This window comes from Dactylosporangium sp. CA-139066, assembly GCF_050936175.1.
In the GTDB taxonomy this organism is placed as follows: domain Bacteria; phylum Actinomycetota; class Actinomycetes; order Mycobacteriales; family Micromonosporaceae; genus Dactylosporangium.
Window position 1 is genome coordinate 6,688,732 of record NZ_JBNJNH010000001.1, and the last position, 21,686, is coordinate 6,710,417.

Consider the following 21,686-nt stretch of genomic DNA (forward strand, 5'->3'; position numbering starts at 1 on the left):
GACGGGTTACTCCTTGATCCTGGTCATGAGCCGCATCAGCCGCTCCGGAGAAAACTCGGCGCGCTCGACCGAGCCGGTGATGCGGCCGGCGGACAGGGCATAGATCCGGTCGCAGATGCCGAGCAGCTCGGGCAGCTCGGAGGAGATGACGAGGATCGCCTTGCCCTGGTCGGCGAGCTGATTGATGATCGTGTAGATCTCGTACTTCGCGCCGACGTCGATGCCGCGGGTCGGCTCGTCGAGGATCAGCACGTCGGGGTCCGTGAAGATCCACTTGGCCAGCACGACCTTCTGCTGGTTGCCGCCGGACAGCGTGCCGGTGACGGTGCCGACGCTCCTGGCCTTGATGTTGAGGCTGCCGCGGTACTGCTCGGCGACCTGGAACTCCCGGTTGTCGTCGACCCATCCGCCCCTGGACAGCTTGCCCAGGGCGGCGCCGGAGACGTTGCGCTGGATGTCCTCGATGAGGTTGAGCCCGTAGCGCTTGCGGTCCTCGGTCGCGTAGGCGATGCCGTGCGCGATGGCCTCCTGCACCGAGCGCACCTGGATCGGCCGCCCGTGCTTGTACACCTGGCCGGTGATGTCGACGCCGTAGCTGCGCCCGAAGACGCTCATCGCGAGCTCCGTGCGCCCGGCGCCCATCAGCCCGGCCAGCCCGACGATCTCACCGGCCCGCAGCGTCAGCGAGGCGTTGTCGACGACCGTGCGCCCATGCTGGGTCGGCGAGTGCACGGTCCAGTTCTCGATCCGCAGCACCTCCTCGCCGATCTTCGGCGTGTGCGGCGGGAACCGGTGCTCGAGGTCGCGGCCGACCATGCCGGCGATGATGCGGTCCTCGCTGACCCCGCCCGGCGCGTGCATGTCGAGCGTCTCGATGGTCCGCCCGTCGCGCAGGATCGTCGTGGAGTCGGCGATCGCCTCGATCTCGTTGAGCTTGTGCGAGATGATCACGCAGGTGACGCCCTGGTCGCGCAGGCCGCGCAGCAGGCCCAGCAGGTGCGCGGAGTCCTCGTCGTTGAGCGCCGCGGTCGGCTCGTCGAGGATCAGCAGCCGCACCTCCTTGGACAGCGCCTTGGCGATCTCGACCAGCTGCTGCTTGCCGACGCCGAGGTCCATGGCCGGCGTGACCGGGTTCTCGTGCAGCCCGACCCGGTCCAGCAGCTTCCCCGCGTCTGCGTTGGTCCGGTTCCAGTCGATGAGGCCGCGGCCGACCCGCTCGTTGCCCAGGAAGATGTTCTCGGCGATCGACAGGTACGGGATGAGCGCCAGCTCCTGGTGGATGATGACGATCCCGCGCCGCTCCGAGTCCCGGATGCCGCCGAAGTGGCAGGGCTCGCCCTCGAAGAGGATCTCGCCCTCGTAGGTGCCGTGGCCGTACACGCCGGACAGGACCTTCATGAGGGTCGACTTGCCGGCGCCGTTCTCCCCGCAGATGGCGTGGATCTCGCCGCGGCGCACGGTGAGGTTGACGTCGTCCAGGGCCTTCACGCCCGGGAACGTCTTGGTGATGCCCCGCATCTGCAGGAGCGCCTCGGTCATGCCGTTCTCTTCCTGAAGGTCGCCGCCGGGGGCCTGCGAGAGGCCCCCGGCGGCACGCCGTTACTTGAGCTGGTCGGCGGTGTAGTAGCCGCCGTCGATCAGCACCGTCTTGTAGTTCGACTTGTACACCACGACCGGCTCGAGCAGGTAGGAGGGAACGACCTTCTTGCCGTTGTCGTAGTCCTTGGTGTTGTTCACCTCGGGCTTGCCGCCCTTGAGCACCGCGTCGCCCATCTTGACGGTGACGTCGGCGAGCTTGCGGGTGTCCTTGTAGATCGTCGCGTACTGCTCGCCCGCGATGATCGACTTGACCGACGCGACCTCGGCGTCCTGGCCGGTGACGATCGGGTACGGCTGGCCGCCGGTGCCGTAGCCGGCGCTCTTGAGCGCCGAGAGGATGCCGATCGACAGGCCGTCGTACGGCGACAGGATGCCCTGGACCTTGGCGCCGCCGTTGTACGCCTTGGTGATCAGGTCCTCCATGCGCTTCTGGGCCGTCGCCGGGTCCCAGCGCAGGATCGCGACGGTCTTGAAGTCCTTCTCGCCGCTCTTCACCACGAGGGTGCCCTTGTCGATGTACGGCTTGAGCGTGTCCATCGCGCCGTTGAAGAAGAAGGTCGCGTTGTTGTCGTCGGGCGACCCGGCGAACAGCTCGATGTTGAACGGGCCCTGGGCGGTGCCGTCGGAGCCGTCCTCCTTCTTCAGGCCGAGGCCCACCAGCAGCGAGGTGGCCTGCTGCACGCCGACCTTGTAGTTGTCGAAGGTCGCGTAGTAGTCGACGTTCGGCGAGTTGCGGATCAGCCGGTCGTAGGCGATGACCGGGATGTGCTTGTCGGCCGCCTCCTGCAGCTGCGTGGTGATCGCGGTGCCGTCGATCGAGGCGATGATCAGCAGCTTGGCACCCTTGGTGATCTGGTTCTCGATCTGGTTGACCTGGGTCGGGATGTCGTTCTCGGCGTACTGCAGGTCGACCTTGTAGCCGAGCTTCTCCAGCGCCGCCTTGACGTTGTTGCCGTCGGCGATCCACCGCTCCGACGACTTGGTCGGCATGGTGACGCCCACGAGGGCGCCGGCGGCACCGGCGGGAGCGTTGGCGTCCTTGTCGGCCGTCTTCTCGGAGGAACCACAGGCGGCCATGCTGAATGCGACCGCGAGGCCAATCGCCGAAGCGGCGATGCGTGCAAACTTCACTTCTCCCCCTCAGGGCAGCGTGCAGCGGTCGGCGGGCGGGCGTTAAGGGTGTGAACGGTGCCACCGACTCGATTTCGAAGATATTGCTGGGGCGTTGCCGCCACAGTGTTAACGCTCACAAAGAGGGGTGTCAAGACGAGCGATCGGATCGTGATCCGGCCGTTTCCACACCCTACGCTCGTGTGACGATGGGGCCCATGCGCCTGCTCAAGGGTCTGCACGCCCGCGGTACCGACCATGAACCCGCTGTCAGTGTGAACGATCGCGGCCTGTCCGCCGAGCGGTTACACAGCGCCGCCGCCGCGGTCGCCGGCGACGTGCAGGGTGCCGCCACCGTCGCGGTCGACGCCACCGCGACGCTGGAGACCGTCGTCGCGGTCACCGGCGCCCTGATGGCCGGCGCGGCCGTCGTGCCGGTGCCCGCCGACGCCGGGCCGGCCGAGCGCGAGCACATCCTGCGCGACTCCGGCGCGGCCGTCACGCTCGGCAACCGCCCGGACCGGTACCCCGGCGCGGTGCCGGTCGACGTGTCCCGCCGCTCCGGCGCCGGATTCGCCGCGCCGGACGCGGGTGCGGTCGCGCTCGTGATGTACACCAGCGGTACCACCGGAAGCCCCAAGGGCGTCGAACTCACGCACGGCGCCGTCGAGGCCGGGCTGGACGCCCTCGCCGAGGCCTGGGCCTGGACGCCCGAGGACCGGCTCGTGCACGGCCTGCCCCTGTTCCACGTCCACGGCCTGGTCCTCGGCGTGCTCGGCGCCCTGCGGCACGGCTCGCCGCTGACGCACACCGGCCGCCCGCACCCGGCCGCCTACGCCGCCGCCCGCGGCACCCTCTACTTCGGCGTGCCCACGGTCTGGTCGCGGATCTGCCAGGAGCCCGCCGCCGCCCGCGCCCTGCGCCCCGCGCGGCTGCTGGTCTCCGGCAGCGCCCCGCTGCCCGCCCCGGTCTTCGAGCGCCTCTTCGCGCTCACCGGCCACCGCCCGGTCGAGCGCTACGGCATGACCGAAACGCTCATCACGATCTCCAGCCGCGCCGACGGCGAGCGCCGCCCCGGCCAGGTCGGCGTCCCCGTGGCGGGCGTGCGCACCCGGCTCGTCGGCGAGGACGGCACCGACGTCGCCCGCGACGGCGAGACCATCGGCGAGCTGTGGGTCGACGGGCCCATGCTGCTGCGGCGGTACCGCGGGCAGCCGGCCGGGTCCGCCCGCACCCCGGACGGCTGGTTCCGCACCGGCGACCTCGCGCGCATCGCGCCCGACGGCTGGCACCGCATCGTCGGGCGCGCCTCCACCGACCTCATCAAGAGCGGCGGGTACCGCATCGGCGCCGGCGAGGTCGAGGACGCGCTGCTGGCCCACCCGGCGGTGCGCGAGGTGGCGGTCGTGGGGGTGCCCGACGACGACCTCGGCGAGACCGTCACCGCTTTCGTGGTGCCCGCGGCCCCGGTCACCGAGCGCGAGCTCGTCGACTTCGTGGCCGCGCAGCTCAACGTGCACAAGCGCCCACGGGTCGTGCACTTCCTCGACGCCCTGCCCCGCAACGCCATGGGCAAGGTGCAGAAGAAGCGGCTCCAGGCCCCTATGCTGTAGGCCGGACGTTTCGGTGGGTGGTGGTTCGCGGTGGAGACGGGCAGGATTCTGCGGTTCGACGAGGTCCGGGGCTACGGCTTCATCGCGCCGAACGCAGGCGGCGAGGACGTCTTCGTGCACGCCAACGACTTCGGCGACCAGCGGCACCTGGTGCATCCCGGGATGCGGGTCGAGTACGAGGTCGAGGAGGGCGAGCGCGGGCTGAAGGTCGCCTCGGTGCGCATCCTCGACAGCCCGGCCCCCTCGCGCCGCGCCCCCGCCTCACCGTTCGCCTCGGCGCCGACCCCGCACGAGGACGACGGTCTGTGCGACGTCCTGTCCAGCCGCGAGTTCACCGCCGAGGTGACCGAGCTGCTCATCCAGCACGTGCCCTCGCTGACCGGCAGCCAGATCGCGCAGGCCCGCCAGCATCTCGTCCAGTTCGCTCGCAGCCATGGTTGGGTGGAATCGTGAAGGTGCAGTTCATCGGCGCCCCCGTTCCTTTGGTGGCCTGGTGAAGGCCCTGTTCATCGGCGGCTCCGTTCGTTTGGTGGTCTCGTGAAGGTCCTGTTCATCGGCGGCTCCGTTCGTTTGGTGGTCTCGTGAAGGTCCTGTTCATCGGCGGCTCCGGGATCATCAGCTCCGCCTGTTCCCGGCTGGCCGTTGAGCGCGGCATCGACCTGTATGTGCTCAACCGCGGCGAGTCGCACCTGCGCCCGCTGCCGGAGGCGGCGACGGTGCTGCGGGCCGACATCCGCGACGCCGGATCCGTGCGCGAGGCGATCGCCGGGCACGCGTTCGACGCCGTCGTCGACTGGGTGGCGTTCACCACCGAGCACGTCCACACCGACATCGAGCTGTTCCGCGGCCGCACCGGGCAGTATGTCTTCATCAGCTCGGCCTCGGCCTACCAGACCCCGCCGGCGCGGCTGCCCGTCGTCGAGTCCTCGCCGCTGCGCAACCCCTACTGGCAGTACAGCCGCGACAAGATCGCCTGCGAGGACCTCCTCGTGAAGGTGTACCGCGACGAGGGCTTCCCGGCGACCATCGTGCGCCCCTCGCACACCTACGACCGGACCCTCGTGCCGTTCGACGGCGGCTGGACGGTCCCGGCCCGCATGCGCGCCGGCAAGGAGATCGTGGTGCACGGCGACGGCACCTCGCTGTGGACGCTGACCCACCACGAGGACTTCGCCCGGGCGTTCGTGCCGCTGCTGGGCCACCCCCGCGCAATCGGCGACGTCTTCCAGATCACCGGCGACGACGTCCTGACGTGGAACCAGATCGCCGAGCACATGGCCGCCGCGCTCGGCACCACCGCGAAGATCGTCCACGTCCCGTCCGACGCGATCGCCGCCGCCGACCCCGAGTGGGGCGCCGGCCTGCTCGGCGACAAGGCCCACTCGATGGTCTTCGACAACACCAAGGTGAAGGCCCTCGTCCCGGAGTACGTCGCCACCATCCCGTTCCACCGCGGCGCCCGCGAGATCGTCGCCTGGTTCGACGAGGACCCGTCCCGCCAGATCATCGACGAGCGCCTCGACAAGGTCATGGACGACCTCGTCGCCCGCTACCGGCCGGCCTGAGCCCGTCATGTCCAAGGCGCACCTGCAGCGATACCTGCAACTCGGCCGCGACAACCTGGTGTGGAAGCTGGAGGGCCTGTCGGAGTACGACATCCGCCGCCCTTTGGTCCCGACCGGCACCAACCTGCTCGGCCTGGTCAAGCACGTCGCCTCGGTCGAGGCCGGCTACTTCGGCGCCACGTTCGGCCGCCCGTTCCCGGAGCCGCTGCCGTGGATCGACGATGACGCCGAGGCCAACGCCGACATGTGGGCGACCCCGGACCAGTCCCGCGAGGACATCGTCGGCCTGTACCGGCGCGTCTGGTCCCACTCGGACGCCACGATCGAGGCGCTGGACCTCGACGCCCCCGGCCGCGTCCCGTGGTGGCGCCCGGAAACGGCCGACGTGACGCTGCACCAGATCCTGATCCACATGATCGCCGAGACCGACCGCCACGGCGGCCACGCCGACATCGTCCGCGAACTCATCGACGGCGCGACGGGCTGGCGCCCCGACCGCTCCAACGTCCTCCCCATCGCCCCCGACCACCTCGCCCGCCTGGAACAGGCCGCCCGCGACGCTGGGTGACGCTCGCTCACGGTCCGCGTTCGGCGCAGAGATCGATTTTTCGGGTGCGTGTAGGGTCAAGCAGGAAGGGGGGCGCCGCGACCCGGGTCCCCTCGTCCCACGGCTCCGGCAGCCCCGACGCCCCCAGTCGCAATGAAGGCCGAGGCGCGAACGTTCTTGCTTGACCCCAGTTCTCAGATGATGAGCGACTTGCTTGACCTCAGTTCTCAAATCCCGACGCGTGCGCGGATGACGGCGACGAGCGACTTGCGTGACCCCAGTTCTCAAATCCCGACGCGAGCTCGGATGACGGCGATGAGCGACTCCTGCACCGCCTCCAGCGACCGGTCGGGCTCGAACACCAGCCAGTCCACGGCCACGACGAGACACACCCCGAACAACGCGGCGGCGGCCATCCGCACGTCGAGCTCGCGGTCGAAGTACCCTTCCTCGACCCCGCGCCCCAGCACCTCGGCGATGACCCCGACCGCCTCCCCGCGCAGCAGCTGCAGCGTCTGGTGCCACTCCCGGTTGGTGCGCCACATCTCGGACAGCAGCAGCTGGGCGAACGAGCGGTGCCGCTGGATGTACGCCAGCTCCGCCCGGATCAGCCCCACCGCCTGCTCCGGCGGCGTGCCCGCGCCGGCCACCGCGGCCCGGAAGTCGGCCGTGAGCAGGCCGACGCCGTGCCGCAGCAGCGCCTCGAAGAGCGCGTTCTTCGACGGGAAGTTGTAGTACACGGTGCCCTTCGCCACCCCGGCCGCGACCGCGATGTCGTCGACGGTCGTGGCGGAGAAGCCGTGCTCGGCGATCAGCTCCATCGCGGCGTCGTAGAGCCGCTGCTTGGTGTCGTCGCGGCGGCGAGTGCGGCCGTCCGCCGCCGCACCCCGCGGGCCGTGACTTTCCGGCGCGGCGCCCCGCGGGTCGCGACCCTCCGGCACGGCGCCCGGCGCGGCGGACTCGCCGGCCACAGCGCCCCGGCGGCGGGAGCCGCCTGCCGCACCGCCCTGCGACGCAGGGTCGCCTGCTGCAGCGCCCGGCGTGGCGGGGCCGTCGGGCACGACGCCTCGGCGAGTGGGGCCGTCGGGCACAGCGCCTCGGCGGGTGGAACCGTCGGGCACGACGCCCGGCCGGGCGGAGCCGTCGGGCGCGACGCCTCGGCGAGTGGGGCCGTCGGGCACGGCGCGCCCTCCAATCACATGACCAGGTCCGGGTGCAGCTTCGACGGGGTCAGCCGGCGCCCCCGCCACGCGGCGAGCGTCGTCAACGCGAACGCCGCAGCGGCGAAGCCCGCGAGCACGAGCACCCCGGTCAGCACCGTACCGCCCGGGCCGCCGTTGACGAGGTGCCGCAGGCCCGACACGACGTACGTCATCGGCAGGAACGGGTGGACCGCCTGCAGGAACGCGGGCGTCGTCTCGATCGGGTACGTCCCGCCCGACGACGTCAGCTGCAGCATCAGCACCGCCAGGGCCACGAGCCGGCCCGCGGGGCCCAGCCGGGCACCGAACCACTGCACCAGCGCGGTGAACGCGACCGCGGTCAGGCACAGGTACCCGAACATGCCCCACGGATGCGCCGGGCGCAGGCCCAGCGCGAAGCGCACCACCAGGAACAGCGCCGCCGCCTGCACGACGCCGATGAGCAGCGCCGGCAGCCAGCCGGCGAGGGCGGCCCGGTGCGGGCGGGCGCCGGAGACGAGGTGGCGGCGGGTCAGCGGGCGCAGCACCATGTAGCTGATCATCGCGCCGACCCACAGCGCCAGGCCGAGGAAGTACGGCGCGAAACCGGCCCCGTACGTCGCCGCCGGGTGCTGCGTGTCGCGCTGCAACGCCACCGGGTCGCCGAGGACGCCGGCCCGCTCGGCGCGCGTGTCCGGGTCGTACCCGGGAATCTTCGACGGCCCGTCCGCCAGCCCGTCGGCCAGGCGCGTGGCCCCGTCGCCCAGGTCGGCGAGGCCGGCCGCGAGCCGGTGCCCGCCGTCGGCGAGCGTGCCGAGGCCGGCGTCGAGCTGCCGGGCGCCGGTCGAGAGCCGGTACAGCCCGCCGTTGAGGTCGCGGGCGCCGCTCACCGCCGAGCCGGTCCCGGTGTGCAGCTTCTCGGCCCCGCCGGCCAGCCGGTCGAGCCCGGTGGCGAGGGCGTCGACCTGTGCCCGCGCGGCGGCGACGTCGTCGGCCAGGTGCGGGGCGGCCTGCGCCACCTGCCGGGCCGTCCTGGCGACGGCGGCCATCTGGTCGCGCAGCGCGTCGAGGTCGCCGGTGTCGAGGCGGGCCTGCAGCTCCTGCGCCGCCTCGGCGGCCGACAGCGCCGCCTTGTACTCGGCGCTGGAGGTGATGTCCGGGTACCGCTCCCCCAGCGCCACCAGGTCCGCGTGCGCCTGCGCGGCCTTGCGGGCCAGGGCCGGCAGCGCGTCGAGGTGCTGCACGATGAGGTCGGCCCCGTCGGCGATGGCGTTCGCGGACTCGGCGATGAGCTCGGCGTTGTCGCGCAGCGCCGGCTCGACCTTGTCGGCGGCGGCGTCGACCTTCCCGGCGAGCAGCCGCCCGCCGGCCGCGGCCTGCGCGGTGCCGTCGGCGAGCTGCGCGGCGCCGGCGTCGAGGGCGACGAGCCCGTCGTACAGCTGCTTCGACCCGGCCGTCGCCTGCGCGAGCCCCTGGTCGAGCCGGCCGGCTCCGGACTGGGCCCGGTCCGCCCCGTCGGCGAGGTCGCCGGCTCCGCCCCGCGCGTCGGCGGCGCCGGACGCGAGCTGCGAGGCGCCGTCGGCGGCCCGCTGCGTCTGCGACTTGAGGTCGGTGAACCCGATGAGCATGCGGTCGAAGTACTGCCGCGCCGCCGTCCCGGAAGCGCCGGCCCGCACCTCGCTGAACACGCTGCGGGACAGCTGCCCCGACAGGTAGTTGGTGGCGTCGTCGTTGACGACGAGCAGCCGCCCCCGCTCGGGCGCCGCGGCCGGGTCGGGCGGCGTGACCAGCGACGCCGAGAAGTCCGCGGGGATCTGGAAGACGAGCTGGTACCGCCCGTCCTCGAGCCCCTTGCGGGCCTGCTCCGCGGTGGCCGGCTGCCACCCGAACACGTCGCGCCGCTGCAGCTCGTCGGCGAGGTCCTTCCCGGCGTTGAGCGTGCTGCCGTCGGCGGCGCGGGCGGGCTTGTCGGCGTTGACGATGGCGACAGGGATGTGGCGCATGTTGCCGTACGGGTCCCAGAACGCCCACAGGTACAGCGCCCCATAAAGCAGCGGGATGAGGGCCAGCACGACGAGCGCCGCGACGGTGATCGGCGCCCGGAAGAACCGCCGCAGCTCGAAGAGGTTCACGCCGCCACCTCCTCGCGCGCGGTGACGACCACGGCCGCCCCGCTCTCCCGCAGCGCCGCGACGAGGGTCTCGCGCTCCACTTCGGACAGTCCACTGTCGACGTCGTCGGCGAAGATGATGCCGGGCTCGTTGACCCGCGCCAGCGCCAGGCACAGCAGCTGCGCCCCCAGCGGGTCGAGGTCCCTGCCGAGGGTTTCGGGCTTCAGGTGTACTCCCTGAAGCCGCTCGAGCGCCTGCCGCCGACGCTTGGGAGGCGACCAGGACGCGCGCCCGAGCAGCACGAGCCGCTCCTCGACGTGCTCGACCACGCTGAGCCCCGGCTCGGGCGCGTTGACCCCGGCCACGTAGCCGAGCGCCCCCTTCGCCGTACGCCGGACGGTCCCCTCGCTGGTCCTGAAGTGCCCGGCGAGGGCGAGCAGCAGCGACGTACGCCCACTGCCGCTCGCCCCCGACAACGTCACGAACTCCCCGGGCTCCACGACCAGGTCGACGTCCCGGAACACCCACCCGCGCCGCGTGCGGGCCCCGAGCCCCTCGGCGACGAGCACCTCATCGGCCACGACAGCCTCCCAAGTTTGAACTGACCAGTCAGTCTAAAAACATCGCACGGCGCGACCGCTATTCCAGAACCCGCTTTGTGTCCGGCCTCACGCCCCGGCGCGCGTGGCCGCGGCCTCGACGACAACGGCCAGATGCCCGGTGACCCGGTGTATTTCCGCTTGCCGCACGGTGCTCTACTGAAGGTGGACCTTGCAACGCGGCCGGATGAGAGGCGTCAGGGTCCCGGGTTCAGGGAGGTGCCGGGGATCGCCCCGGATGCGGCTGATCGCTCCCCGTTCATACGGTGGTGCTCAGCCGGGTACAGCCAGGAGGTGCCAGATGCCAAACGTATTGGCGGCGGCGCGCGCCGAGGCGCTGTTCGTCTCGAGTGTGCAGTCATCGGAGACCCCAGAGGCCGCCGCGGTTCGCCGCGCGGTGGCCGAGACGTTCGCCCGCCTGGGCCCGCGCGGCTGCGCCGCGTGCGTGGCCGGCGAGTTCGGCGACCACCCCGAGGTGGCGGTCGCGCGCATGCGCTGGGCGATCGCGACGGTGAACGCGGTGTACTCCAGGCGCCGCGCCATGGCCGCGCCCCGCACCGCGTGCGCCGCCCACTCATAGGACTTGTCTCATATAGGACCTGTCATATAGTGTCGTACGCGTGTCCCTGCGCCACGCGATCCTCGGGTTTCTCGCGCTGCGCCCGCTGACCGGGTACGACCTCAAGAAGTACTTCGACGCGAGCGTCCAGCACTTCTGGAGCGCCGATCAGGCGCAGATCTACCGCACCCTCAACCAGCTGCACCGCGACGGCCTCGCCGAGGTGGTGGCCGTCGCCCAGGACGGCCGGCCGGATCGCAAGGAGCACCACATCACCGCGGCCGGCCGGGGTGAGCTCGACGCGTGGCTCGCCGCGCCGGACGAGCCGCCGCCCGTGCACGAGCCGTTCCTGCTCAAGCTCTTCTTCGCCGGCCGGCTGCCCGCCGCCGGTCGGGCCGCGCTGCTCGACGCCCGGATCGCGGCCGCCGCCGAGCGGCTCGAGGTGCTGCGGGCGATCGCCGGCCAGAGCGTCGCCGCGCTGCAGGGGCCGGACGCCGCGGACCGGGTGATGGCCGCCGCGACCCTCGAGAACGGCATCCGGCACGTCGCGGCCGAGCTCGACTGGCTGCGCGACCTGCGCGCCGACCTCGAGGGGCCGTCCCCGGCCGCCGAACGCCTCAGCCGGCGCCTGGCCCGCCTCGCCGAGGACGGGCCCCGTGATCTTCCCGAAGGAGCGTCGTGACCGACACCCGCTCGGGCTGGACGGCCTCGGCGGCCGCCGCCGGACTCGCCGGCGTCGCCGCGTTCCAGGTGGCCCTCGCGCTCGGCGCCCCGCTGGGCCACGCCGCGTGGGGCGGCGCGTACACCGTGCTGCCCGCCGGCCTGCGCGCCGGCAGCGCCGCGTCGGCCCTGTTCATGGCGGGCGCCGCGCTGACGCTGTTCACGTACGGCCGGCGCGCCCGGCCGGCGCCGCCCGCGCACCGGTGGGCCGCCCGCGTGCTCGGCGTGCTGCTCGCGCTGAGCGCGCTGGCGAACTTCGCCTCGCCGAGCCGCTGGGAGAACTACCTGATGGGCCCGATCGCGCTGGCCCTGTCGGTGCTGTGCCTGGTCGCCACGGCGGGCCCGCGCACCGGCCGGCTAACGCCGGAAGTCGTCGACCAGGGCCAGCAGCGCGCGTAGCGCGGCGCTCGGCGTGCGCGCCGCGGCCGTCGCCACCCCTGGCCCGCGCATCGGCCGGCTAACGCCGGAAGTCGTCGACCAGGGCCAGCAGCGCGCGTAGCGCGGCGCTCGGCGTGCGCGCCGCGGCCGTGGCCACCGCGAAGGTCCAGCGCAGCCGCGCCTCGACCGGCAGGACCCGCAGCCCGGGCTCGTCCGGCACCGAGAACCGTGGGATGAGGGCCACCCCGAGGCCTTCCCGCACGTACTCGCGCACGGTCGCGATGTCGGCCACCTCCAGCGCCACCCGCCGGCGCAGCCCGGCGGCGGCGAAGCCGCGGTCGACCTCGGTGCGGTTGCCGTACCCGGGCGGGGAGTCCACGAACGGCTCATCGGCCAGGTCCGCCAGCGTCAGCCGGTCGCGCGTTGCCAGCGGATGGGCGGCCGGCAGTACCGCGACGATCGGCTCGGCCGCCAGGGTGCGCACCGACAGTCCGGCCGGCGCGCGCCCCGACAGCGACAGGAACGCCACGTCGAGGCCGCCGTCGAGCAGGTCGGCGGCGAGCCCGGCCGAGCCGGTCGGGGCCGCGCGCAGGCGCAGGTCGACCGCCGGGTGCTCGGCCCGGAACCGGCCCAGCAGCCCGGGCAGGTCGACGAAGCCGACCGAGATCAGGGTGCCGATGCGCAGCGTGCCGCGCAGGCCGCCGCGCACCTCGGCCACGGCGTCGCGGGCGGCCTGGGCGGCGTCGATCGTGGCCCGCGCGGCCGGGAGCAGGGCGGCGCCGGCATCCGTCAGGTCCACCCGCTGCGAGCTGCGCTCGAACAGGCTCGCGCCGAGCTCGCGCTCCAGGGCGCGCACGGCCGCGGACACCCCGGACTGCACGACGCGCAGGCGCTGCGCCGCTCTCGTGAAGTTTCGCTCCTCGGCGACCGTCACGAAGTACACCAGATGCCGCAGCTCCACAGGGGGCATCATCGCATTTCGTGATGGTCATCAACACAAACATTCGTTGTCGGTGCTGATGCCGGCGGGGCAATCTCGCATGATGACCACTGTGATGTCCCGCCCGGCGGCGCCGGGGCCCGTCCGCGACCGCCGCCTCAGCCATGAGCAGGGCTTCTGGGCGATCGCGCTCGCGTTCGCCGTGTCGCTGGCGTTCACCGTGGTGCCGACGCCGCTGTGGGCGCTGTACCAGCGCCACGACGGCTACTCGACGATCGCCGTGACGATCGCGTTCGCGGCGTACGCGTTCGGCGTCATCGCGAGCCTCTTCCTCGCCGGGCACGTCTCGGACTGGCTGGGCCGCCGCCGCGTGCTGCTGCCGGCGGTCCTGCTCGAGGCCGTCGCGGCGACGCTGTTCCTGACCTCGACCGGCCTCGGCGTCGTGATCGTCGCCCGGGTCCTGTCGGGCCTGGGCATCGGCATGATCACCGCGACGGCCACGGCCCACCTGTCGGAGCTGCACGCCGCCGCCCGCCCCGGCGCCGGCCGCACCCGCGGCGACCTGGTCGCGACGGTGGCGAACCTGGGCGGCTTCGCGATCGGCCCGGTGACGTCGGGCCTGCTGGCCCAGTACGTCTCCGGCCCGCTGCACACGCCGTATCTGGTCTTCCTGGCACTGCTGCTCCTCGCCGCGCTGGCGGTGGCGGTGGTACCGGAAACCGTCACCCCGCAGCCGCGCCGCTACCGCCCGCAGCGGGTCAACGTCCCGCCCGCCGCCCGCCCGCGCTACTTCGCCGCGGCCACCGGCGCGTTCGCGTCGCTGTCGGTGCTGGGCCTGTTCACCTCCCTGGCGCCGGCCTTCGTCGCCGGCACGCTGCACCACCCGTCGCGCGCGCTGGCCGGGGCGGTGGCGTCGATGGTGTTCGGCAGCGGCGCGCTGGCTCAGGTACTGCTGCGCCGCCGCACCACCCGCACCCAGCTCGCCGCCGGCCTGGCCCTGGTCGTGCTCGGCCTGGTGACGCTGACGGCCGCGGTGTGGGCGGAGTCGCTCCCGGCGTTCCTGGCCGGCGGCGTGGTGGCCGGCGGCGGCGCGGGCGCGCTGCTCAAGGGCGCGATCTCCACCGTCGTCGACCTGGCCCCGCCCGCCGTGCGCGGCGAGGCCCTGGCCGGGCTGTTCCTCGGCGGGTACCTCGGCCTGGCCGTCCCGGTCCTCGGCCTGGGCGTGCTCACGCAGACGGTGAGCGCTCCGGTCGCGCTGCTCGGCTTCGCCGCCGCGATCATCGCCCTGTCCGCGGCCGTCAGCCGCCCCCTGCTGCGGCCTTGACTTTCGCGCGGCCGCCTTGCCGGGTTGGTCAGGCCGTGACGTGAGGCAGCCGCGCCCCGGCGGCGCCGCGGGACTGCTGCACCTTCTGCGCAAGGGCCTTCACGGCCGGGCTGATGCCGTTGGCGATCTCGGAGGCGGCCAGGCTCGCCAGCTGGTCGAGGTGCTCGCGCAGGCAGGTCACGGCCCGCCGCTCGAACGAGGCCCCGGAGTCGGCCTTCAGCGCCGCAAGGGTGTCGGCGTCGACGAGCCCCGGCATATTGTGCCCCTTGTGCGGGCTGTCGGAGGGCAGCCCGGCCCGGTCGGAGAGGGCGCGCAACTGGGGCAGCTCGCCGTCGTAGACCCCGCGGAGGTCCCCGGCGACGGCGACGAGGGCCGGGTCGGCGGCCCGCTCGCGTACGAGGTCGAGGACGGGCAGCAGCTGCTCGTCCATCGGGATCATGAGCTCGACCCAGGCCATGTCGGTACCCCCGAAGTCGGTCGCGGCGACGGGGTTCGGCTTGGCGGGCGCGCTCGAGTCGGCGGCGGGACCGGCACATCCACCGGTCGCGAGCAGGACAGCGGCGAGCAACAACGGCAACGGCCTCATGGCGGTGGGGCCTTTCCGGGTAAGTCGTGCATTCCGTGTGGCGTTCCTGGTCCAGGCGGCCCGACGTAGCCGGCGGTCACCAGCCCGGCCCGGCTGTCGTCGAAGGTGACCCCCGACCGGATGCCCGCCGTCGCCAAGCCCGCGGCGGCCCGAGGCGCCCAGAGCCCCATTGGACCGCCGCGGCCCGGCGGCGGCGACCCCAACCCGGTCACCGCCACGGACGGCTCGCGCCCGGCCGGCGTGCGCATGCGCGTGTCCCCGCCCGGAGACACCGCGTCGCTCAGGGCAGCCCCCGCCTGGATGACCGACCCGAACAACCCTTGTCCCGCAAACGCACAACCCCGGCCTGGCGACCCAGTCAGCCCCCGTCGAGCCCGCTGGCCCGCTGTGCTGGCCGCCCGGAAAGCGCACTCCGCCGGCACCCGACCCATTGGAGAGCGCTCTCCATATGCACAAAGTCTCCCGCCCGCCCGCGCCCGTGTCAACCACCCATCGATCATGGGAGAGCGCTCTCCCCCACCTCGCGCCGCGTGCCGCCACAGCGTCGCGGCGCGCGACCCCTGCGCCCCTTTCGGACCCGAACGCCCGCGGCGCCGGCCGCACCGTGAGAGCCGACGCCGCCGGCGAGCGCGGCGCCGGACGCGGCCGGCAGAGGCGATCCCGGCCGCGACGGCGCGCGCCCGGCGGAGGCGATCCCGGCCGCGACGGCGCGCGCCCGGCGGAGGCGATCCCGGCCGCGACGGCGCGCGCCCGGCGGAGGCGATCCCGGCCGCGACGGCGCGCGCCCGGCGGAGGCGATCCCGGCCGCGACGGCGCGCGGCCGGCGCAAGGGCCGTTTTTCGCATAGGGCCCTACGGCCACAATCGCCATCCCGGCATCCCCAGCGGCCGAACCGGCGCGGCACAGATGGCCGAGGCCCGGCCACGCCGCGCACCCTGGGCCCCGCCACGCCGCGCACGCACGCCGCGCGGCCCAAAGCCCGGCCACGCCGCACACCCTGGGCCCCGCCACGCCACGCCGCGCACGCACGCCGCGCGGCCCAAAGCCCGGCCACGCCGCACACCCTGGGCCCCGCCACGCCGCACGGCCCAAAGCCCGGCCAGGCCGCGCACGCACGGACGCCGGGCGCGCCAGGGCTCGCGACGCCGCAAGCCCAGAGCAGGGACGCCGCAACCCTCAGGGCACGCGACGCCGCAAGCCTCAGGACGCGGCCACCTCGCGCAACGCATGTTCAGCGATCGCAGCCATCTCCGCCGTCCCGCCCGCGTCCGCCGCCAGCGCCGCACCGATGTTCAGCGCCCACCCCCGCCCCCGCCGCCACGTGTCCTCGTCGACGCGCGCCCCGAGCGCCGCCCGGTACGCGGCCCGCGCCCGCCCGTCGAACACCAGCCACGCCGCGGCCAGATCGGTGGCCGGGTCCCCCGCCGTGAGGTCCCCGAAGTCCAGCACCGCCGCCAGCCGCCCGTCGTCGAACGCCAGCAGGTTCCCGGGATGCGGGTCCCCATGCACCCAGACCGGCGGGCCGGCCCAGCCGGGCACCGCGACCAGCTCGTCCCACAGCGCCCGCAGCCCGAGCGGCACGCGGCCCGTGGCGAAGCGCTCCGCCATCGCCGCCGAGCGGGTCGAGAGGGCGACGCCGCGGACCGGGTTCGACGGGGCGTCCGCGGGGGCGGGGACGTGCAGCGCGTTGTGGAATGCGGCCAGCTCGGTCGCGAACGTGGCGCGCGAGGCGACGTCGAGCGACGACACGGGCGTCCCGGGCAGCCACGGCGTCACGCTCCACGGCCATGGGAAGTCCTCCGACGGGGTGCCCACCCGCAGCGGGGCCGGCACCGCCGCCGGGAGCGACCGGGACAGCGAGGGCAGCCAGCGCTGCTCGTGGACGATCAGGTCGGCGGCGACCTCGCGGCGCGGCAGGCGCACCGCCAGGTCGTCGCCGAGGCGGTAGATGACGTTGTCCCAGCCGCTGGCGACCAGGGTCAGGTCGCCGTCGAGGTCCGGGTGCTGGGTGCGAAGCAGGTGCCGCGCCAGGGCGGCGTCGATGAAGATGTCCGCGTTCACCCGGGCAGCATGCCAAAGGCGTGGCCGGCGAGGGTTCCGCTTATTTCTCCTCTCAGCCTACAGGACCCGAAAAAAGTCGATCTTGCGAAACTACCCGCCGTGACCGCGTCCCTACGCGGACTGGCGGATGACGAGTTTCGGGTCGAAGATGACCGACTCCACGCGCAGGGCGGGGTCGTCGATGCGGGCCAGGACCAGGCGGGTGGCCTCGGCGGCCATGTCCTCCAGCGGGTGGCGGACCGTGGTCAGCTGCGGGCGGGCGTCCAGGGCGGCGCTGCTGTCGTCGAAGCCGATCACCGCGACGTCCTCGGGGACCCGCAGGTCCCGCGTGCGCAGGGTCATCAGGGCGCCCAGGGCCATGAGGTCGTTGGCGACGAAGACGCCGTCGAGGTCGGGGTGGCGGGTCATGAGCTCGAGCATCGCGGTCTCGCCGGACTCGTACGTGAAGCCGCCCTCCACCGTCGGGAACCACGCGTGGCCGTGGCGGGCCAGGGCCTGGCGGAAGCCCGTCAGGCGGTCCTGCGAAGCCGGCACGTGCGCGGGGCCCGTGATCATGCCCAGGCGGGCGCAGCCGCGCTCCAGCAGGCGCTCGGCGGCCAGGGCGCCGCCGGCGTCGTTGGCCAGGTCGACGTACGAGATGGGCACCGGCTGTGCGGGGCGGCCGACCAGGGCGGCGGCGATGCCGGCGTCGCACAGCTGCTGCGGGAGCGTGTCGTCCGGGTGCAGCGACAGGACCACGGCGCCGTCGGCCTGGCCCTGGCCGAGGTCGCCGACGAGGCGGGTGCGGGCCTCCTGGGTGCCGACGATCTGCAGGGCCAGCTGGATGCCCTTCGGGCGCAGCTCGCTCATGACGCCGCCGACGATGCGGCCGAAGAACGGGTCGGCGAAGAAGCGGCGCATGAACGGGTCGTCGTCGTGGGACACGGCGTCGGAGACGACCAGCGCGACCGTGCCGCTGCGCCGGGTGACGAGCGAGCGGGCGGCCCGGTTCGGGACGTAGCCGGTGGCGTCGACGGCCTGCCACACGATCTCGTGCAGCTTCGGGTCGACGTTGCGCACGCCGTTGATGACCCGCGACACGGTGGCCCGGGACACGCCCGCGGCCTCCGCGACGTCCTCCAGGGTCGGTCGCCGTTTTTCGCTCATCACGCGCTTTTATAGCACGACATCGGAAAGCGCTCTCCGAGCGTGAGCCCGGAGAGCGCTTTCAGCAAACAACAACCGCAGAACCGTTATGACCGGTAGACGCCGAACTCCCAGAGCGAGTATCCGTACGTGGTCGCGCGGACCTGGCCGTTCATCCGCACGTACCGCGCGTTGCCGCTGACGTTGATGTCGTCGAACCCGCCTTCGCCGGCCGTGGTCGAGTAGATCGTCGTCCAGTTGGCATTGTCGTCGGAAACCTGGATCTGGTAGCTCTTCGCGTACGCGGCCTCCCAGGCGAGGAACACCTTGTTGAAGGTCTGCTTGCTGCCGAGGTCCACCGTGCACCAGGCGGTGTCGACCCACTCACTGGCCCAGCGGGTGCCGTAGTTGCCGTCCGTGGCGTACGAGGGCAGCTGCGGGCCGTTGGTGCCGGTGGGCTGGTAGCTGGAGGCCGTCACCGTCTTGTTCAGCGCGATGTTCGTGCCCGGGATCGACGGCGCCACGACCTTGAAGGAGCGGGTCTCGATGCCGACGTTGCCCTGGCCGTCGAACGCGTACACGTAGATCTTCCACACGCCCAGCGTCTCCGGCGCGGTCACCGTGAACGTGCTGCCGTTCTGCGTGAAGTTCACGTTGCGGAAGCCGGTGCCGCCGCTGATGTACTTGTCGCTGGCCATCATGTTGTAGCGGATCGTGTCGCCGTTGGGGTCGGTCGCGGCGACGTTCACCGTGAACTGGCTGCCCGCCGGCACCGCGGTCTGGTTGCTGACCGTCATCGCGGTGATCTGCGGCGCGGTGTTGGGAAGCGGCGAGCCGGAGTACGCCTGCTTCAGCGCACCGTAGCCCAGCCGGCGCCAGCCGCCGCCGTAGGTGTTGAGCCACACGCCGCCGAAGTCGTTCTCCAGGCCGTAGTGGAACTCGGTGGCGCCGAGGGCCACGCCCGGGTGGGACTTGATGGCGTTCCAGCTGGCGGTGTACCCGTCGCGCTTCTGCAGGTCGGTCGGCTCGTTCGGCACGCCGTTGACGTCGTTGGGGACCTCCCACTCGCCGGACGGGCCGGCCTCGGTGACGACGTACGGCTTGGTGTACCCGCCGTTGATCCAGTCCTGCTTGACGTTGCCGATCGCGCCGTAGGAGTTCACGGCCAGCAGGTCCAGGTGCGGCGAGTAGTTCTTGTAGTAGGGCCACGCGCCGGTGTAGGCGTCGGTCGAGGTGACCGGGTGGTTCGGGTCGGCGGCGTGGATGGCCACGGCGAGCTCGTCGACGTACTTGGCGTACGCCACCCGGCGCGCCTCGACGTCGGCGGCGGACAGGCCGTGGTCCTGCATGGTGAGGATGACCTCGTTGCCGACGTCCCACATGAGCACGCCCGAGTAGTTCTTGAGGGCGTTGACCCGGTTGACGATCTCGGTCTTGGTGTTGTTCTTGTACGTGGTGTCGTTGACGTAGTCGGCGCCCTGGTTGAGCCAGTGCCCGACGATCACCTTGATGCCCTGCTGCGCGGCCCGGTTGAGCAGCTCCGGGGTCTGCGCGTCGTCGACGCCCCAGGTGCGCACCGTGTTGACGCCCATGTTGTGCAGGTCGCGCATGTACCCGTCGGCGGCGCCCTGCGGCGGGCCGTAGGTCAGGCCGCGGACCTCCCACGGCTGGCCGCCGACCTGCAGCTGCCAGTTGCCCTGGCTGCCGGTCACCTTGACCACGCTCGGGCCGGCCGGGGTGGCCGGGTCGGTCATCGCCGCCGGCGCGGTGCCGGTCGCCTTCGACACCGTCACCGAGTCGACGGAGAGGATGCCGCCGGAGGTGGTGTTGGGCGTCGGGGTGGTGAAGCCGGCGACCGCGTTGGGCAGCGAGCCGCCGATGGACAGGTCGAAGCGCAGGTAGAAGCCGTGGTGCACGGCGGCGTTCCACGCGGTCACGCCGACCTGGCTCTCCCGCACGACCCAGGACTGCTTGCCGTCGAGGTAGAAGCGGATCTCCTCGTCGGTCTTCGTCCGGTCGATCACCTGGGTGTACTCGTGGTAGCCGGTCTGGCAGCCGGTGCAGCTGGCCAGCCCGGAGCTGCGGCCGTTGTACTCCCCGCAGGGCCCGTCCGGCGCGGTGCCGCAGTGCAGGGTCTGCGACAGCTGGCTGCGGCCGTTGACGTCGGTCATGATGTCGGTCTCGCCGACGCCCGGCCAGTTGTTGAAGTTGCCGCGGTACGCCGCGCCCGTGGCCCGGAAGCCCGGCCAGTAGCCGGCGCCGTTGGCGACGTCGGGCTGCTTGACCAGCGCGGTGAACTTCACCTGCTCGCCCGCGTTGGCCTGGAAGTCGGTGCGCTGGGTCTCCAGGCGGCCCGAGGTCCAGTTGCCGGCCCCGTCGCGGATGGCCTTGATGTTGAGCTTGCCGGCCCCGTCGAGGTACACGTTGGCCGTGCTGTTGCTGGCGGTCTCCACCTCACCGGTGCCCCAGTTGGCCGCCCCGCCCGGGAACTGCGTGCCGGTGCGCATGAGCCAGTTCGTCGCCGAGGGCGACGTGTTGGCGGCGCCGTCGAAGGTGTCCTGCCAGACCGTGGTCCAGCCGGGGTCCGGCGTCGGTGACGTCGACGTGCTCGGGGTCGAGCTCGGCGAGGTCGGCGGGGTGGTGCCGCCGCCGGTGTACACCTTGAACTCGAACAGCGAGTAGCCGTACCCGCCCGGGCGCGCGGTGCCGTACATGCGCACGTAGCGGCCGCTGCCGGTCACCGGGATGGTCTGCGTGCCGCCGGTGCCGGTGCTGGTGGAGTACACGTCGGTCCACGCGGTGCCGTTGGCCGACGTCTGGATCTGGAACGCCTTGCCGTAGGCGGCCTCCCACTGCAGGACCACCTGGCAGATCGACTGGGTCGAGCCGAGGTCGACCTGGATCCACTGCGGGTCGCTGAACTGGCTGCTCCAGCGGGTGTTGGCGTCGCCGTCGAACGCGTACTGCGCGGCGGTGCCGGCGCCCTCCTGCGAGGAGGCGCTGGAGGGCTTGCCCTGCGCGACGTTGTTCGCGGTGTTGCAGGCGCCCGCGCTCGGGTTGGTGCCGGTGAACGAGCCGTACACCTTGAACTCGTACAGCGAGTAGCCGTAGCCGCTGCCGCGGGCGGTGCCGTACATGCGCACGTACCGGCCGCTGCCGGTGACGCTCAGCGTCTGGTTGCCGCCGGCGCCGGTCGTGGTCGAGTAGATGTTCGTCCAGTTCTGGTCGTCGGCCGAGGTCTGGATCTGGAAGGCCTTGCCGTAGGCGCCCTCCCACTGCAGCGTGACCTGGCTGATCGTGGCGGTCGCGCCGAGGTCGATGCGGATCCACTGCGGGTCGCTCCACTGGCTGCCCCAGCGGGTCCCGTCGTTGCCGTCGTTGACGTAGCTGGCGGCCAGGTCGTCGGACTGCACCGAGGAGGCGGTGACGGGTTTGCCTTGGGAGATGAGGCTGTCGGCGGCGCGCGCGAACGGCGCGACCACGACAGCGACGGCGGCGACGACGGCGACCACTAGGGCGATGCGCCATCGCGAGCTGAGCAGTTTCCGCCAGCCCGATCCGATTGCTCTGGGGCTGGACGTGTGCGCCGGATGCACGAGGGGCTCCTTGCTGCAGGGGTGTGGGAGAGCGCGGACGGCGGTTTGGAGAGCGCTCTCCAGTGGTTCGCA

General features: G+C 72.7%; 18 protein-coding genes. 8 read left to right on the plus strand and 10 right to left on the minus strand.

Annotation, left to right across the window (positions count from 1 at the left end; translation table 11 throughout):
- Positions 1 to 6: 6 nt before the first annotated feature.
- Entirely contained in the window at positions 7 to 1,539 is a 1,533-nt protein-coding gene (gene mmsA / locus ACQEVU_RS30710; RefSeq protein WP_433329616.1) for a multiple monosaccharide ABC transporter ATP-binding protein, read from the minus strand.
- A 60-nt stretch (positions 1,540 to 1,599) separates the two neighbouring features.
- Positions 1,600 to 2,730, minus strand: coding sequence for a multiple monosaccharide ABC transporter substrate-binding protein (chvE, locus tag ACQEVU_RS30715; RefSeq protein ID WP_433329618.1), 1,131 nt, complete (start codon positions 2,728 to 2,730; stop codon positions 1,600 to 1,602).
- A gap of 197 nt (positions 2,731 to 2,927) precedes the next feature.
- Here chvE and ACQEVU_RS30720 point away from each other — a divergent pair, with 197 nt between their 5' ends.
- From ACQEVU_RS30720 to ACQEVU_RS30735, 4 genes are all read left to right on the plus strand, one after another.
- Positions 2,928 to 4,322 (plus strand): acyl-CoA synthetase, encoded by a 1,395-nt coding sequence (locus ACQEVU_RS30720; protein ID WP_433329620.1) that lies wholly within the window; start codon positions 2,928 to 2,930, stop codon positions 4,320 to 4,322.
- A 30-nt stretch (positions 4,323 to 4,352) separates the two neighbouring features.
- Positions 4,353 to 4,775 carry a cold-shock protein gene (locus ACQEVU_RS30725; protein ID WP_433329622.1) on the plus strand — a complete coding sequence of 141 codons (423 nt, stop codon included), beginning with the start codon at positions 4,353 to 4,355 and terminating at the stop codon, positions 4,773 to 4,775.
- A gap of 128 nt (positions 4,776 to 4,903) precedes the next feature.
- Entirely contained in the window at positions 4,904 to 5,887 is a 984-nt protein-coding gene (locus ACQEVU_RS30730; RefSeq protein WP_433329624.1) for an NAD-dependent epimerase/dehydratase family protein, read from the plus strand.
- Between the two features lie 7 nt (positions 5,888 to 5,894).
- Entirely contained in the window at positions 5,895 to 6,455 is a 561-nt protein-coding gene (locus ACQEVU_RS30735; protein WP_433329625.1) for a DinB family protein, read from the plus strand.
- A 263-nt stretch (positions 6,456 to 6,718) separates the two neighbouring features.
- Here the strand turns inward: ACQEVU_RS30735 and ACQEVU_RS30740 are convergent, their stop codons facing one another.
- The 3 genes from ACQEVU_RS30740 to ACQEVU_RS30750 form a co-directional block, all read right to left on the minus strand.
- Positions 6,719 to 7,255, minus strand: a complete 537-nt coding sequence (locus tag ACQEVU_RS30740) for a TetR/AcrR family transcriptional regulator (protein ID WP_433335146.1) — start codon at positions 7,253 to 7,255, stop codon at positions 6,719 to 6,721.
- A 374-nt stretch (positions 7,256 to 7,629) separates the two neighbouring features.
- The gene (locus ACQEVU_RS30745; protein WP_433329627.1) at positions 7,630 to 9,747 is read right to left on the minus strand and encodes a YhgE/Pip family protein; all 2,118 of its coding nucleotides are present in this window, start codon (positions 9,745 to 9,747) and stop codon (positions 7,630 to 7,632) included.
- Complete coding sequence (locus ACQEVU_RS30750) at positions 9,744 to 10,307, minus strand: ATP-binding cassette domain-containing protein (protein WP_433329629.1); 564 nt, start codon at positions 10,305 to 10,307, stop codon at positions 9,744 to 9,746. The genes ACQEVU_RS30745 and ACQEVU_RS30750 overlap by 4 nt, the downstream gene beginning before the upstream one ends.
- Positions 10,308 to 10,626: 319 nt before the next feature.
- Here ACQEVU_RS30750 and ACQEVU_RS30755 point away from each other — a divergent pair, with 319 nt between their 5' ends.
- From ACQEVU_RS30755 to ACQEVU_RS30765, 3 genes are read left to right on the plus strand one after another with little or no spacing between them, the layout of a single operon-like run.
- On the plus strand, positions 10,627 to 10,905 hold the full coding sequence (locus ACQEVU_RS30755; RefSeq protein WP_433329631.1) for a hypothetical protein: 279 nt from the start codon (positions 10,627 to 10,629) through the stop codon (positions 10,903 to 10,905).
- A gap of 40 nt (positions 10,906 to 10,945) precedes the next feature.
- Complete coding sequence (locus tag ACQEVU_RS30760) at positions 10,946 to 11,566, plus strand: PadR family transcriptional regulator (protein WP_433329633.1); 621 nt, start codon at positions 10,946 to 10,948, stop codon at positions 11,564 to 11,566.
- Positions 11,563 to 12,003, plus strand: a complete 441-nt coding sequence (locus tag ACQEVU_RS30765; protein ID WP_433329635.1) for a hypothetical protein — start codon at positions 11,563 to 11,565, stop codon at positions 12,001 to 12,003. Before ACQEVU_RS30760 ends, ACQEVU_RS30765 begins: the two co-directional genes overlap by 4 nt.
- A gap of 58 nt (positions 12,004 to 12,061) precedes the next feature.
- Here ACQEVU_RS30765 and ACQEVU_RS30770 read toward each other — a convergent pair whose 3' ends face one another.
- Complete coding sequence (locus ACQEVU_RS30770) at positions 12,062 to 12,943, minus strand: LysR family transcriptional regulator (protein ID WP_433329637.1); 882 nt, start codon at positions 12,941 to 12,943, stop codon at positions 12,062 to 12,064.
- An 82-nt stretch (positions 12,944 to 13,025) separates the two neighbouring features.
- Here ACQEVU_RS30770 and ACQEVU_RS30775 point away from each other — a divergent pair, with 82 nt between their 5' ends.
- Positions 13,026 to 14,246, plus strand: a complete 1,221-nt coding sequence (locus ACQEVU_RS30775; RefSeq protein WP_433329639.1) for an MFS transporter — start codon at positions 13,026 to 13,028, stop codon at positions 14,244 to 14,246.
- A 28-nt stretch (positions 14,247 to 14,274) separates the two neighbouring features.
- On the opposite strand, the gene ACQEVU_RS30780 is transcribed toward ACQEVU_RS30775, so the two are convergent.
- The 4 genes from ACQEVU_RS30780 to ACQEVU_RS30795 all read right to left on the minus strand — a co-directional run bounded on the left by ACQEVU_RS30780 (position 14,275) and on the right by ACQEVU_RS30795 (position 21,614).
- Positions 14,275 to 14,832: a DUF305 domain-containing protein gene (locus tag ACQEVU_RS30780; protein WP_433329641.1), complete on the minus strand. Its 558-nt coding sequence runs from the start codon at positions 14,830 to 14,832 to the stop codon at positions 14,275 to 14,277.
- A 1,200-nt stretch (positions 14,833 to 16,032) separates the two neighbouring features.
- Positions 16,033 to 16,893 carry an aminoglycoside phosphotransferase family protein gene (locus tag ACQEVU_RS30785; protein ID WP_433329643.1) on the minus strand — a complete coding sequence of 287 codons (861 nt, stop codon included), beginning with the start codon at positions 16,891 to 16,893 and terminating at the stop codon, positions 16,033 to 16,035.
- A gap of 111 nt (positions 16,894 to 17,004) precedes the next feature.
- The gene (locus ACQEVU_RS30790) at positions 17,005 to 18,039 is read right to left on the minus strand and encodes a LacI family DNA-binding transcriptional regulator (RefSeq protein WP_433329645.1); all 1,035 of its coding nucleotides are present in this window, start codon (positions 18,037 to 18,039) and stop codon (positions 17,005 to 17,007) included.
- Between the two features lie 86 nt (positions 18,040 to 18,125).
- Entirely contained in the window at positions 18,126 to 21,614 is a 3,489-nt protein-coding gene (locus tag ACQEVU_RS30795; RefSeq protein ID WP_433329647.1) for a galactose-binding domain-containing protein, read from the minus strand.
- Between the last annotated feature and the right edge of the window lie 72 nt (positions 21,615 to 21,686).